General features: G+C 39.7%; 13 protein-coding genes and 2 pseudogenes. 4 read left to right on the plus strand and 11 right to left on the minus strand.

Features of this window, described 5'->3' with window-relative positions:
• The first annotated feature begins 364 nt into the window (after positions 1–364).
• The 3 genes and pseudogenes from ACTQ45_RS06350 to ACTQ45_RS06360 all read left to right on the plus strand — a co-directional run bounded on the left by ACTQ45_RS06350 (position 365) and on the right by ACTQ45_RS06360 (position 1,736).
• Positions 365–775, plus strand: a pseudogene (locus ACTQ45_RS06350) (aldehyde dehydrogenase family protein).
• 4 nt (positions 776–779) lie between these two features.
• Positions 780–1,388 (plus strand): annotated as a pseudogene (locus tag ACTQ45_RS06355) (aldehyde dehydrogenase family protein).
• A 159-nt stretch (positions 1,389–1,547) separates the two neighbouring features.
• Complete coding sequence (locus ACTQ45_RS06360; RefSeq protein ID WP_441753221.1) at positions 1,548–1,736, plus strand: aldehyde dehydrogenase family protein; 189 nt, start codon at positions 1,548–1,550, stop codon at positions 1,734–1,736.
• Between the two features lie 238 nt (positions 1,737–1,974).
• Here the strand turns inward: ACTQ45_RS06360 and ACTQ45_RS06365 are convergent, their stop codons facing one another.
• The 10 genes from ACTQ45_RS06365 to ACTQ45_RS06410 all read right to left on the minus strand — a co-directional run bounded on the left by ACTQ45_RS06365 (position 1,975) and on the right by ACTQ45_RS06410 (position 11,991).
• Positions 1,975–2,142, minus strand: a complete 168-nt coding sequence (locus ACTQ45_RS06365; protein WP_441763276.1) for a hypothetical protein — start codon at positions 2,140–2,142, stop codon at positions 1,975–1,977.
• A 509-nt stretch (positions 2,143–2,651) separates the two neighbouring features.
• Positions 2,652–2,831, minus strand: a complete 180-nt coding sequence (locus ACTQ45_RS06370) for a hypothetical protein (protein ID WP_441753222.1) — start codon at positions 2,829–2,831, stop codon at positions 2,652–2,654.
• Between the two features lie 19 nt (positions 2,832–2,850).
• A complete protein-coding gene (locus ACTQ45_RS06375; RefSeq protein ID WP_441753223.1) occupies positions 2,851–3,114 on the minus strand; it encodes a cupin domain-containing protein in 264 nt (87 codons plus the stop codon).
• On the minus strand, positions 3,111–3,239 hold the full coding sequence (locus ACTQ45_RS06380) for a hypothetical protein (protein WP_441753224.1): 129 nt from the start codon (positions 3,237–3,239) through the stop codon (positions 3,111–3,113). The genes ACTQ45_RS06375 and ACTQ45_RS06380 overlap by 4 nt, the downstream gene beginning before the upstream one ends.
• A 500-nt stretch (positions 3,240–3,739) precedes the next feature.
• Complete coding sequence (locus tag ACTQ45_RS06385; RefSeq protein ID WP_441753226.1) at positions 3,740–4,444, minus strand: MIP/aquaporin family protein; 705 nt, start codon at positions 4,442–4,444, stop codon at positions 3,740–3,742.
• Between the two features lie 78 nt (positions 4,445–4,522).
• Positions 4,523–6,352, minus strand: a complete 1,830-nt coding sequence (gene glpO / locus ACTQ45_RS06390) for a type 1 glycerol-3-phosphate oxidase (protein ID WP_441753228.1) — start codon at positions 6,350–6,352, stop codon at positions 4,523–4,525.
• A gap of 16 nt (positions 6,353–6,368) precedes the next feature.
• Entirely contained in the window at positions 6,369–7,880 is a 1,512-nt protein-coding gene (gene glpK, locus ACTQ45_RS06395) for a glycerol kinase GlpK (protein ID WP_441753230.1), read from the minus strand.
• Positions 7,881–8,088: 208 nt separating this feature from the next.
• Positions 8,089–9,549, minus strand: a complete 1,461-nt coding sequence (locus ACTQ45_RS06400) for a helix-turn-helix domain-containing protein (RefSeq protein WP_441753232.1) — start codon at positions 9,547–9,549, stop codon at positions 8,089–8,091.
• Entirely contained in the window at positions 9,539–10,888 is a 1,350-nt protein-coding gene (locus tag ACTQ45_RS06405; protein WP_441763277.1) for an FAD-dependent oxidoreductase, read from the minus strand. The genes ACTQ45_RS06400 and ACTQ45_RS06405 overlap by 11 nt, the downstream gene beginning before the upstream one ends.
• A 377-nt stretch (positions 10,889–11,265) precedes the next feature.
• Positions 11,266–11,991 carry a YcjF family protein gene (locus ACTQ45_RS06410; protein WP_441753235.1) on the minus strand — a complete coding sequence of 242 codons (726 nt, stop codon included), beginning with the start codon at positions 11,989–11,991 and terminating at the stop codon, positions 11,266–11,268.
• Between the two features lie 367 nt (positions 11,992–12,358).
• Here ACTQ45_RS06410 and ACTQ45_RS06415 point away from each other — a divergent pair, with 367 nt between their 5' ends.
• Entirely contained in the window at positions 12,359–12,955 is a 597-nt protein-coding gene (locus ACTQ45_RS06415; protein WP_441753236.1) for a nitroreductase family protein, read from the plus strand.
• A 180-nt stretch (positions 12,956–13,135) separates the two neighbouring features.
• On the opposite strand, the gene ACTQ45_RS06420 is transcribed toward ACTQ45_RS06415, so the two are convergent.
• On the minus strand, positions 13,136–14,464 hold the full coding sequence (locus ACTQ45_RS06420; RefSeq protein WP_441753238.1) for an MATE family efflux transporter: 1,329 nt from the start codon (positions 14,462–14,464) through the stop codon (positions 13,136–13,138).
• Positions 14,465–14,538 lie beyond the last annotated feature (74 nt).

The raw sequence follows: 14,538 nt of genomic DNA on the forward strand, positions 1-14,538 counted from the left end.
GGCTAGAAATCGCCAAGGACATTTTAAAACAATACGTTTTTTTGCTATTTTCTGAGGATAGTTCGAAAGTTTCCACTTTATGTCAGCCTTAGAATCGATAATAAATATTTTTTAGCTTTCAGGCTGATTTTAAACGTATTTTGTTAATGTAAAACTAATAAATATCTTTGATTCGTTGCGCTAAATGAAATATTAGTTGTAGAGCGCTTTGAAATCTCTTCATAGTGAAAGCACTAAATGAAGTAGGTGTGAGAGAATATCCTTGACGATAGATTTAAATTACAAATTGCTCATTAACGGTGAATAGGTTCATGAGACCGGTTCAAATAAAATTACTTCTTATAACCCAGCAACTGGTAAGGTATTGGCTACTCTGGTCGACGCAACGGATGATGATGTCGACAAAGCAGTTGAAGTTACACAAGTTGCTTTTAACTCTTGGAGCCATACAGATGTAAAAGAACGTTCTGCCCTTTTGTTAGAAGTTGCTGATTGAATTGAGACAAAAGCTGATTTTCTTTCTGAAGTGGAATCTCTTGATAATGGATAACCAATTCGTGAAACGTCTGGTGCAGATATTCCTTTAGCAATTAATCACTTCCGTTATTTCGCTAGCGTGATTCGTTCAGAAGAAGAGACAGTCCAAATATTAACCAATCAGACCTTGTCAATGATGTTACGCGAACCAATTGGTGTCGTGTCAAAGAGTGTCCCTTGGAACTTTCCTTTCCTAATGGCCGCTTGGAAAACTCCCACCTGCCCTAGCAGCCGGTAATACGATTGGATTTAGCCCTTCCTTTAGTACGTCGCTGAGTGTTTTAGAAATAACAAAAATATTAAACAATGTTTTACCTCATGGGGGCTTCATTTTACTGACAGGGCGCAGTTCAAAATCAGGTGAATACTTACTACATCATAAAGTAATTGATAAAATTGTCTTTACTGCTTCAACGGAAGTTGCACGCTAGAGTGATATCACAGCCACTAATTATTTAATCCCTTCAACTTCAGAGCTAGGAGGAAAATCTACCAATATATTCTTTGCAGATATGGAGATGGACTTAACTTTAGATGATGCAGCTTTGCGAATCCTCTTTAATCAGTGACAAGTGTGTTCAGATGATTCTCGAATTTTTGTTCAGGAATCAGTTTACGATGAATTTGTTGGTCGTCTAGTAGAAGATTTTGAGAGAGTTATAGTCGCTAGTCCACTGGATTTACAGATACAAACGGGTGCTCAAGTGAATGAAGACCCAAACGAACTGATTGAAAAATATGTGAAAATTGATAAAGAAGAAGAAGAAGGTGAGACACTCCTTGTGGGCGGAAGTTTTTATCCAGATGGTGAGTTGTGCCAAAGGTGCCTTCTACAAGCCAACCTTACTTGAAGCAACGAATGATTGACCTACTGCGCATGAAGAATTCTTTGGTCTTGTTGGAGTTGTAATTACTTCCAAGGATGTGGATGAGGTCATCGAACGAGCCACGATAATGAATAGGCTTTAGGTGATGGCGTTTGAACGAAAGATATCAATACCGCTTTTAAAGTGGCACGGGTTATACGCACAGGTCGTATCTGGGTTAACACGTATGCAGGTTTTGAAGCCGGCGCACCATTTGGTGATTTCAAGAATTTACGAATTGGACGCGAAACTCATAAGATGATTTTAGATGTTTATACTCAAGCCAAAAATATTTATATCGATTTAAGTGATGAAGCTCGCGGTATGTACTAATCTTCTTGACACTTGAAAGGACGGATGATATTTCCGTCCTTTTTTTGGTCTACACATTCTCAATTATGAGCTATAAGCGATTGGTGACTCCTGATTGTGTTCCTTTGTGATCGTGTATTCCCCTTAAAAGACTGCCCGCCTAATAATGGGGACAGTTTAGTATGACTTAGCGAACGATTACATTTTATGGCTTACCATCTAAGAAGCCTAAGCTGTTGTCAAATGCGATACGCGCTCTTTATTCCATGGCTTCGTTGTTAAGAATCCGACGTGCGGCGTTAAAATCGCATGTTAACGTATAATATGGATAACCTGCTGGAATGAGTAATTCCATATCGAAGACGTCAATGATTGCCCCAGCGATTTGACCTGTGTTCAATGCGTCAGCTAGAAACGCATTGTGCACAATTGATTAGAGTCACACTTTCCTTCATTAATTGTAGTTTTCTAGTCGAATTCAAATCTTATGTAGCCGGTAATAAGGGCAGGTGTAGTGTGACAATGTCAGCTTGTGTTAAGACATCATCTAGTGATAAATAAATGATACCTAATGCGGCTGCATCTGAGTTGGGGGATGGGGTCACAAGCAATTAATTGACAACCACACGCTCAATATAATTGGGCCGTTATGATACCGGTTTTACCCTTTCCTATCACGCTGACTGTCTTGCCGTAATTTCACCACCTTGGAATGGTCCAGAGAAATTGGCATCACAGATGTGTTTCTTTCCTAGGGTAATTTTGCAGTAAAGGTCCAAAGTGATTTCAATAGATCATTTTTTGCAAAGGTTTGATTGGCATAGTCTGCCGCATTCGAAGGTAGAATCTCTTGATTTTTAGCATCCGCGATCCCTATATGATCAACATTTGTAAAGGCGACGTCATGTACTCTAGGTTTGCTGCTTGGTCGATTGCTTACGTTGGATAAGGATTATTTGCGATCATTCTAACGTCCGAATTTTTACTACGTTCGGCTAAGTCAGTCGTTTTTTCTTTGTAATAAGTGAATTTATGACTTTTTTCTCTAATTGGTGCAGCAAATTCCTCAATCAAGTCGTGTGAAACAGTTAATGATTCTAATGCTTTAATTCGCATGTCAATTCTCCTTATCTGTTTAAAAAAAAAGCCATAAGTGTTGTTCTTCATGAAAGATAAAACCGGTAGGTGTTGGTCCTGTAATTTCTAACATCACAAAATCCTTGTCCGAGTTAATCGTTATACTGTGTTTTTCTCGGGCACTTGCTATAACGATGTCCCCCACTTTAATCATAACCTTCTTGCCACATTCAGAATAAAACTCTACCCTTCCTTCAATCACAATCCAAATATCGTGTGCACCGTCTTGTGAATGAACCGGTAAATATTGTCTTGGCTTCATGCATCAGACAGCACCTGAAGTGTTTGATGTTCGTATGGAATTCGTTTGGTAACGGCTTCTTCTCTATACTCTTGCACCTGTTGCCAACGAAAAACTCGCTCTTGTAACTCTTCACGCATCATCATTTTAAGCGACAGCTTAATTCCGTCTATTTCTTATTTTTAATTTAATCACAAATCGATTGATTAAGTGTTCACATGTTGAATTGAGACAAACCCCAACTTCTATTATGCTAAGTGACTAATGTTTGTCACTTAACCTCCAAAAAAACTTATGATACTTCATATAACGAGTGTTTTATCAGTCTATTTATATTATTCAGTTATAGTTCTAGGTTGCCACCAAGAACACAATTAAAAATCCATACCCCGTTTGTAATTTTACGAACATTCGAATCAGCGTTAGTTAGCAGCTTATTTTATACTCGGTTGAAGTGAATGATCGCATTCATTTATAAGCGGTGTGTCATAAGTATGTTTCATGAGTGTAAAACCCCAATGACTATTCAACTATCTGACGAGCTACTCTCGAATAATCACTAAAAATTAATAACGACTGCCTCCCCCCAAAAAAAACAGTGCGACACTCCTATCGAGGGATCGCACTGTGAATAGTCTGACTTTAATTAAATCATGCCGTAAACTAATACCGCTAGAATTGCACCAATGATTGGACCTACGATTGGAACAAGAGCATATTTCCAGTCTGAGTCGCCTTTATTGGGGATTGGTAAGATTGCGTGAGCAATACGTGGCCCTAGATCACGTGCAGGGTTAATGGCATAGCCTGTCGTTCCACCTAATGATAGACCGATACCGATGATTAACGCACCTGTGATTAAGTTACCCGCCCATGGGAATGTATCGTAGTTAGAGAATGAAAGGATACCAAACATCAATACGAAAGTACCAATCACTTCACTAATCGTGTTCATGATTGGATTGTAAATTGCAGGACCTGTCGCAAACGTGCCTAAGATAGCCCCTTGGTCTTGGGTAATGTCATAGTGATCTTTATACTGTAACCATACAAAGACTGATCCTAAGAAAGCACCCACCATTTGAGCCGCGATGTAAGGCAGTACTGAACTCCAAGCAATACCGCCTGAGATTGCGAAAGCAATCGTTACGGCCGGGTTTAAGTGAGCTAAACTCATGTAACCTGAGACGAAAGCCCCCATTGTTACCGCAATCCCCCAACCGATTGTGATTGTTAACCAACCAGCATTGTTGCTTTTAGTTTTATTTAATAAGTTACCCGCAACAATTCCATTTCCTAGCAACACTAAAATAAATGTACCCAATAATTCTCCAATAAATTCTGTTCCCATAAATTTTCTCCTCTTATATCAAGGAGCCCTACAGGACTCCCTGCTTTTATATTTTGAATGCTCTATTGTGTCAATCGATTAGTTTGCGAGTGCTTTTAAGTCTCTTAAATCACTTTCAGCTAGCACACGGTCTAATTCCGCTAGGTGAGCTGCTTGTTCTTCTTCACTCCAACCTAAATATTTAGCCATTTCGTTTGCGATTGGTTGAATTAAAGCATCCAATGACTCACGCATAAATAATAAGTGGTTGGTTCTTCTTAAGAAGTAGTCAACCGGTGTTAAAACCATTTCTTCACGCATTGTGTAATGTAAGACTAAGGTGTCGCGTAACGTTAAGCCTTCTGCTGCTTCTAGATCTGTTGCTAATTTAAAGACACGAGGTGCATTCGATCCGAATACATTCGCAATATATCGCGCATCGGCTGCATCTAAGCCACGTTTGACACCTAAATGAGCGAAAGTCTCTAACTCTGAATCCACGTTTGATGGATTCAACTCGCCACCAGATACAGGATAAGTTTTTGAGTTAATTAATGTATAGTGACGACTATGAGTCTGGGCAAGTAAACGTATGATTTCGCGCATCGCACCTTCAGCCATCTTGCGGTAGTCAGTAATTTTACCACCTGCTAATGTGATTAGCCCGTTATCGTCTATATCTAGAGAACTTCCACGAGAAATGCTTGATGGATTTTTCTCTGAACTACTGCTTTCAATTGTCATAATCGCTTCTGTTACATCTTCACGACTTGCCTCTTTGTTCAAGTAACGACTAACAACCGCAATTAAGTGATCAAAACTTTCGTCTGAAATCGACCCATTATCTCCACCGTTATAATCTGATGCATTGTTACCAGAAATTAATGGTCTTAATCCAGCCCAGCTACTTTCAATATCTTTTAAAGTGATCATCGCTTGTGGGAATCGACTGTTCACGACTTCTAATAAGTAGTCAACGTCTTCTTGAGTCACGGTTGGATGAGTTAAATCACCCGTATAGTCTGTATCGGTTGTTCCGAAATATGTCTTATTCTCACGCGGAATCACAAAAACCATACGTCCATCGCCTAAGCCTGTATCGAAGTAGGTCGCATTTGGAACTTTGATTTTACTGCTATCTACCACTAAATGAACCCCTTTAGTTGGTCGCATTTGTAGCTTTTGGTCACCCGTGTTATCCATATTACGAACAACGTCGCTCCATGGACCTGTTGTGTTGATGACATAACGTGCATTGATGTCGAATTCTTTGCCTGTCAGTAAATCTTTCGCTTTCACCCCAAGGATTTGACCTTTCGCATCTTTCAAGTAACCAATCGCCTTGACACGACTAGCCACTAAGGCGCCATCTTCATTGGCTCGTTTGATGTTCTCGATGACTAGGCGCGCATCATTATTGATGTAGTCTAGATACTCTCCTCCACCTAATAAGCCTTCTGCTTTAATTTCTGGTTCGCGCTCTAAGACTTCTTCTTTTGTTAACTGTCTATTCGCTAAAGGCGTACCAGTCACCCCAGCCAACAAGTCATATAAATCCATCGCGACTTTTAAGCGGAACATACTGAAAGTTGAGTTGGGTTCATCATAGACAGGCAATAGCATGCGGTCTGCTTTTGGAATATGTGGCGCAATTTGTTGAACCACTGCACGCTCTTTCACTGTGTCAGATACGACTTCCACATCAAACTGCTTCAAATAACGAATCCCACCGTGAACTAATTTTGTTGAACGGCTACTTGTTCCTTCCGAAAAATCTTGCATCTCAATCAAACCAGTGTCTAAACCGCTGGCTGCCGCTTGTAATGCCACACCCGCTCCCGTAATTCCTCCACCAATAATTAGTAAATCCAAGGTACGCTCTTGTAATTTTTCAATGGCTCTTAAACGTGTCTCTTTTGAAAATCTCATCATTATTCTCTCCTTCTTAAAGATCTAATGCGTCATCTTGCGAAAAGACGCGAGTAGCATGAACAGCTTTCTTCCAGCCACGATATAATTGTTCTTTACGTGCATTATTCATCGAAGGCGAGAAGACTTCACCCGCTTCATTTAATGTTTTAATTTCGTCTAAATCTTTCCAGAAACCTACCGCAAGACCCGCTAAGAAAGCTGCTCCTAAGGCGGTTGTTTCTAAGTTTTTCGCACGCGCGATTTCAATGCCAATAATATCTGATTGGAATTGCATTAAGTAGTTATTCATCGCTGCGCCACCATCCACTTTTAAGACAGGGATCTTCATCTTTGTGTCGACTTGCATCGTATCAATAACATCGCGTACTTGATAAGCAATCGATTGAACAGTCGCTTTAACAAAGTCTTCTTTCGTCGTTCCACGCGTTACGCCGAAAACAGAGCCTCTCGCATTTGAATCCCAGTAAGGTGCTCCTAAGCCGGTAAAGGCTGGGACTACATAAACTTCGTCATTGTTTGTTGAGCGACGTGATAACTCTTCAGATTCCGCTGAATCGCCAATCATTTTTAAACCATCACGTAACCATTGGATCGAACTACCCGCAATAAAAATCGATCCTTCTAAGGCATAGTAAATCTTACCGTTAATGCCGTAACCAATTGTTGTTAATAGGTTGTTGTTAGACATTTGCACTTTGTCACCTGTGTTCATAATAATGAATGATCCTGTTCCATAAGTGTTTTTTACCATACCTGGTTCGAAAGCTAATTGACCAAATAATGCTGCTTGTTGGTCCCCAGCCATTCCACCAATGGGGACTTCACCTCCATAGAAATGGAAAGGGGCGGTAATACCGTAAATCTCTGAGTTTGATTTGACTTCTGGTAACATTATTGTTGGAATATTTAACAAATCAAGAATTTCACGATCCCATTCTAAGTCTTTAATATTGTATAACATGGTTCTGGCAGCGTTTGAGTAATCCGTGACGTGTTTTTCTCCATTCGTTAATTTCCAAACTAACCACGTATCAATCGTACCGAATAATAATTCACCTTTTTCCGCACGTTCTTGTGCCCCTTCAACGTGATCTAAGATCCAACGGATTTTAGTCGCTGAGAAGTAAGCATCGATCACTAGTCCTGTTTTTTCGTGAATCATTTCAGAATGACCTGCTGTTTTTAGTTGATCCGCAATTTCTGCTGTTTGACGTGATTGCCATACAATCGCATTGTAAATGGGTAAACCAGTCGCCTTATCCCAAACAACGGTTGTTTCTCGTTGGTTCGTAATACCAATACCCGCGATTTGACTTGGCTTAATACCGCTTTCAATAAATGCACCCGCAATAACCGATTGAACTGAAGTCCAGATTTCATTCGCATTATGCTCGACCCAACCTGCTTTTGGGAAGATTTGTGTAAATTCCTTTTGGTAACTACTCACTTTTTCACCTTTTTTATTAAAAATGATTGCTCTCGAACTAGTTGTGCCTTGATCGATGGATAAAATATAATTTTCCACTGAAAGTCCCCCTGTTTATTTGATTTAATAATTGTATTGACATCATGATGTTAATGCTTTCATTTGTAACTTAACACTACTTTACTGTTTTTTACTTCTAGTAACTATCGTCTTTTTTCTACTTTCATAAATTAATGAGAGCCCTTCCATCAAATCCTTGAGGTGACAATAAAAAATCTAGCCTCAAAAAAATGAAGCTAGTCGTTAATTAAGGGGATTTCCCAACCAAATAATCGTTAATCGTCTCTTCTAATTGCCGAATATCATAAGCGTTTGGTGCCCCTTTCAGATAATAGGTTGGCATACGATAGGTCTCGTTATAAACATTTGAAATCACAAAGTCATAATCGTCATTAGAATTCCAAGGTTCTAGAATAACCAAACGACTAACTTCCAACTGCTGGCGCAAGACGCTCAGAACCGGCAAGCGTTTGGTCTGTGAACCGGACAAGTCGACACCAATCACTAATTGCCGCGGTGCTTGATAAATCACATAGGACAAGACTTCCATAATTCGCCAACGGGCTTTAACTAACAAATCACCATATTGCTTAGGATGAAAGCCATAAACCTCTACAACGACTTCATCAATCATTGCCTGAGCTAGGTCCACATGATCCAAAGCCATGCTTCCACCAATCACTGCTAAATCCTGATCCAACCGATAGGCATGGTCAATCAAGGCTCCTTTAAAGAAATACAATTGACCTAAGATTTGATTGAGTGTGTACATCCCTTGTTCACTCAAGTTCTCTTCAAGCGGAACGATTGAACGAATCACCCGCAAACCTTTCGTCGTCGCCTCACTGACCGGTCCACCATAGCCTAATTTTCGCTCCATCACATAGGGGGATAAAATAGACATAGTCGTAATAAATATAAATTGACACATTACTTCTTCTTCTTCCACTTCCAATGCGTAGCGACTGAGATAACGTAACATTTGTTGACGTACTTGTTGGAAGAAGCGGTGCGTTTGATACACTCTCATCTGTTGTTTTAAGCCTTTGAAATATTTCTTCTTCAAGCCAATACGTTTCTTTGTAATCGAAAACCATAAAGCTAATTTAAATTCATTCGTTGTCGGCATCTCGATCGACCACACTTGCTTGATTGCTTCAATCATTGGTTGATATTGAGGGAATTCAAATCGTTCAGCCATTTCTTTCTTGGGTATCGTCAACCAATATAATTGATAGTAGAAATAACGAATTTGATGTTCTTCTCCTCTTAGACGGCCGTTTTTAATACTAACGCCAAACTCTTCCAGTAAAGTATTCAAAGCAGCCAGTTGACGGTGCAAAGTTGCTTCACTAATTAGCAATTCTTGCGATAATTTCTGAACCGTAAATTCTTCCTTAGCAAAAAGGTAATGGAGAATTTGAATTTTCAGGGAAAAAGGTAGCAACAATTGAATCAATTCCTCTTTCGTTACCTGGGCGCCCAGGCGCAAATCCAAGCGGTCACTGTTGAGGAATATCGCTAATTCAAAGCCACTCTCTTGGGCCAGGTCATTTAAATCATCGATGTATTTAATTAAAGTTGTACGCGACAAGCCCGTTTTTGACAAAATATCTTTCAAAATCGCTTCCGAAGTTTGTTCCATCAAGGTGCCAATTAAGACTAATTGACTTTTTTCTCTCTTTTCAAATAAGTCTTCAAGATGCATCTAGGCTAGCTCCTTTCAGACGCTTTCGGTAAATCGCAAAAGCTGCTTCGTGTAATAGCGGTGCCATTATAGAATCCATTGAATCATATAGATAATCTTGGAAGGCCAAATCACGGTCGGATAAGTTCGCTTTGATAGCTACAGCTAAAGTATCCATCAAAGCTATCACGTTGACGTCTGAATAGACTTGCCCTCCTAATAAGCGACCACTTGTCTTCTCTACGATTAATTTAAGCGTCATCGGGCATTTTTGTTCATCAGTTTGACGGTGAATGATTGTGATTGTCTGATGGTACAACTGAGCTTCTTCTTCAGTCAAGCCTGCACTGGCTATAAAAAGTCCAAACAATTGTGAGCCTACCACTCTTACAAAAGTGTCGACTTTTTCTGACATACCTAAAGCATTCATCGCTGCCAGTCGTCCGGTAATAACCGCATTATTCACAAATGGCAAATAATACTCACTATTGGTGCCTGTATAAGGGACTCGGATTAAGTCGCCTGCTGCATAAACATCTGCTTGACTCGTTTGTAAATAATCGTTGACGACCACCGTTCGGTCTAGGTGACAAGCCAGATGATTTGTTACAAGTTGGCTATTGGGTCTGAAATTGACTGCAAGTAAAACGTGACTCGATGCGAGTATTTCGTTTTGGCTAGTGGTCGTTGTCAAACCTTCTTCGCTTACTCTAATTACTTCAGCTTGCTGATTTTTATAAATCGTCACGCCACTTTCAAGCATGCGTTTTTCTAATTCAGTCACCATCTCAGGGTCAAAGGATTTAAAAGCGAGTGAAGCGAAGGCTTCAACGAGCGTCACCTTTTTACCGGCCCTTGTATAGGCGTCTGCTGCTTCTAACCCTACTTGTCCGCCTCCTACAATTAAGAGGTGCGTCGCTTCTTTTAATTCTTCTTGGCTTTTTAGACTAGCAGCTAATGTCTTTGTCGTTAAAACTGCTGGATGATCAGCCCCGTCAATTCGTTCAGACAGTTGAATAGAGCCCATTGCTAGAATCAACTTATCGTAGTGGAGTGTGCTGATTTCCCCTTGATGCGTCAACTGTAATTGCTTGATTTCTGCATCAAGTGCGAGCACTTCATGACCTAACAACAAGTCGATTCCCGCCTCTAACATTCTTTCCTTTGTCTCAGGCATTTGATCCGTCAGCTGTTTGATTTTCCCCTTCAACAGGCGATTGATACTATTGGGGATAAAGCCCACGGTTTCTTGGCGATCAATTACCGTGACACTAGTATTCTCATTTAATTGTTTGATTGTTAGCGCACTTGATATACCGGCAAAGGATGCACCAATAATCACGATGTTTAATGGTTCCATAGTTGATAATCCCTTTCTCTTGTCCATCCTACTGATTTCTCTTTAGTTTCTATCTTACCAATCTTTAGTAAAGGATAGAATAACAATCTTGCGAAATGACTGCCGTTTATCAAATGACCTCTTACGCTTCACTAGGTGTCGCTGCTTTTGAGCGACTTGGTTTTGCTGAGTAATCTTTTAACTGGACTTCTCTTGATTTCGCTTATTATCCTCTAATGCGACGCGAACCGTTACTTTAAGAGAATCGGCTAGATATTCACCTCAAGTCGTCTCCTTCACACTCAATTTTCAGCCAAAACAAAAGCACTCCAAAAATCAGTTCTCCCCTGACTTTCGCAGTGCTGTTTATCGCCTATATTTTTAAATTTGAACAACTTTTATCTTTTGGTTGTTTTACCACTCGATTTAAGGGCCTTTAGCAATAAGTTAAATTGCCCTTTAAATGAAAGAACATCGTCAAAGATATCGACCCCTTCATTCAACATCTTAACGCTCACCCAGCCAAGTGTCTCAGTAATCGTGCTAGCGACTAAACCATTGATTGCCGCGCCAGCAACTGTCCCAACACCTGGTACGAATTTAATGATGTTTCCAACAACGCTTCTTCCAAAACCTACCACTAATAATTCTTTCGAGAGGCTTGAGCCTAAGCTTTTAGACCATGATTGACCGAACGTCTTGTGCAAGCGAGCCATCATCGTCATTTGCACAGGTACCAGTAAGACAGCATCCGAGAATGGAATGGGTGAACAACCAATTATTGCGGCGCTTAGTGAAGCCGCATGAATAGTTGAGTGGCATTTCTTTCGAGTGTCCTCGTCCACGCCTTCTAAAAACTCATCAAAGATCCCTTCAAACTGTCCTTTACTGTTGGCTAATATTTTTTCTGCTTGTACTTTTGACTTTTCAAAAGTATTTATAATAATAGCTGATGTTTTCGTTGGCAGTTGTTTCAAGACTTCATCGAAGAAAGACTTAAAGGCTTGTTCTTCATCAGCCGCGTTAAGTTCAAGCTCTTGCTCAGGGCTCACCTGTACTAAAGAAATCACGTCCTTTGCAGCCTTTCTTCTGTTAAATAAGCCCTTTTTTGATTTACTTTTCATGTAAAACCCTCCTATCTATCATCGTGTCTGTTTTATTTGCGATTCTCAACTTATTAAATACGTTCACGTACTTATTCACAGTATGTTAGCTTATTATAAAAAAGTAAAGCGAAAGCCTTCCAAAATTTATCCCTCTCAACTCATTGTTAAAGACGGATGAGCGCTTCCGTGTTAAGATAATAGGAACGGATGAGCGAAAGGAATTATTATGAAATTTATTATTTCACCTACTAAAAAGATGGTCATCGAGACGGACAGTTTCTTGGCCGAGAGTCACCCTCTTTACCTCAAGGAGGCAAAGGATATTCTTCAGAAATTAAAGTCGCTTTCTTATGAAGATGCCAAACAATTGAGGAGAATTTCATTCATGACAGAATTTAAACAAGTAATCAAAGACCGCCGCTCAATCTACGCATCAGGTAACAAAAGCGAACATTCAATCGAAGAGATTGTTTCATCAATCCGCGAAACTCAAAAAGATGTTCCAACAGCTTTCAATAGCCAAACTTCTCGTTTAGTTATTTTGAATGGCGAAGCAAACACTAAATTCTGGGATTTAATCTTAGAAGTTCAAAAAAACGTTTTAGACGAAGGAACTTGGGACTTCATGTCACCAATTATGATGGGTGCTAAAAATGGTATCGGAACAGTTTTATTCTTCGAGGACCGTGATGCTGTTGCAACGATGCCTACAGTTGGCGCGCGTACTGAAGCTTACAAACAAAACAACTCTGCTAACTCACAATTCGCAACTTGGTTAACATTGACTGAAATGAACTTAGGCGGATCCTTACAACATTTTAACGTTGGCTACGAACAAGGCTTTGATAAAGCAGTTCGCGAAATGTTCAACCTACCAGATTCATTTGAATTAATTGCTCAAATGCCATTCGATTCAATCGAACAAGCGGCTGATGCAAAAGAATACATGGATACCAACATCCAAGTTCAATTATTTAAATAATAATTTATATGTAAAAACCGCCAAATTTGGCGGTTTTTTTTGTTCTAACTTTTTTGAGTGTTGGTGGCTACAGTCAAGCAAAGCGATTCACCACGCTGGTTTTTAAACACTCTAAATTAAAATGAATGTCAGTAAGCTACTTCTCGCCAACATTCAAAATTTTAGAAACTTTTATGGGTATTAGTTAAGGCGTTCGACAGATTTTTTAAGTAGATAGACTGCTAGAACACAGGTCATTGTTTCGACAACTAATAACGTCAACCAAATTCCGACTAATTCAAACCAAAGGGACATCACTAGTAGAACCGGAATGATAAAAACAATTCCTCGTAAGGCTGATAATCTTAAAGATGCTCGTGCTTGATTAATCGCGGCTAAGAAATAAATCACAACGAAATTAACTCCTGTAAGTAGAAAGGAAGCGAAATAAAGCGGAATGCCTTGGCTTGCTATGGTCGCTAACTGGACATTTGAGTCACTATTGAAAATACTAACTAAGGAATCTGGCATTAAGGTGCCTATTAAGAAAATCACGATACTCAAGGAGACAGCTGTCATTAGAGCTAATTTAAGCACTTGTTTAATTTCTTTCGCTTTTCTCTGGCCAAAATAGTAACTAATTAGAGGTTGGAAACCTTGACCAATCCCTGTAAATAAGCCAATGACAATAATATTTAAGTTAGCAATAATGCCGTAGGCCGCTACCCCAATCGTTCCGGCAACTTGTAAAATCATAATATTAAATAAGAACATCACGACCGCTGAAGAAAATTCATTAAAGAAGGACGAGAACCCTAAGCTAGCGATTGCTTTTAATTGTTCGAATTTTAAACTAACTTTACGAAACTGGAGATGATGATCCTGCCGGCGCCAATGTAGACTAGCCACTAGCATTGAGACGATGGGTGAACTAGCTGTTGCAATAGCAGCTCCTGTTAGCCCCATTTGTAAAGGGAAAATAAAAATATAATCTAAAATGATATTGGTCAAGCCGCCTGCTAAGAGGGCAATCATCGCTAAGCGTGGATTATGATCGTTGCGGAGAAAGGAAACCAGCACGACGTTTACCATGAATAAGGGCGCAAACAACATTAGAATATTATAGTAGCTGGCTGACATCTCATAAATTTCTGGATTTGCTCCCAGAAGATTCAAGAGTGGATTGGAGAATATGGTCGTCACGCCCACGAAGATGACTGATGCAAGCAATGTAAACCAAAGTGTCATGTTAAATAGTTGATTTGCTTCTACTACTCGCTTTTTACCTAGCGCAATCCCAAAAAGTGTTGCACCGCCAATTCCAAATAACCAACCTAAGCCGTTAAACAGGCTGATCATTGGTAAAACAATATTTAAAGCAGCAATTCCATGTGCCCCCACGCCATTTGCAATAAAAAATGTATCGGCAAAAATAAACAAAGATTGGCCCAACATACTCAAAACTGCTAAAAATGTGTATTGAACAAATAATTGGCGGGTGCTGCTTGTTTGATTTTCAAATTTTTCCATCTGTAATTTCCTCCCCAACATAAAAAACGCCCCTTCTCTTTTGTTTCTAAGACCTACACAAAAGAAAAAGAGCG

The organism is Fundicoccus sp. Sow4_D5 (genome assembly GCF_052116365.1).
Taxonomy (GTDB): Bacteria; Bacillota; Bacilli; order Lactobacillales; family Aerococcaceae; genus Fundicoccus.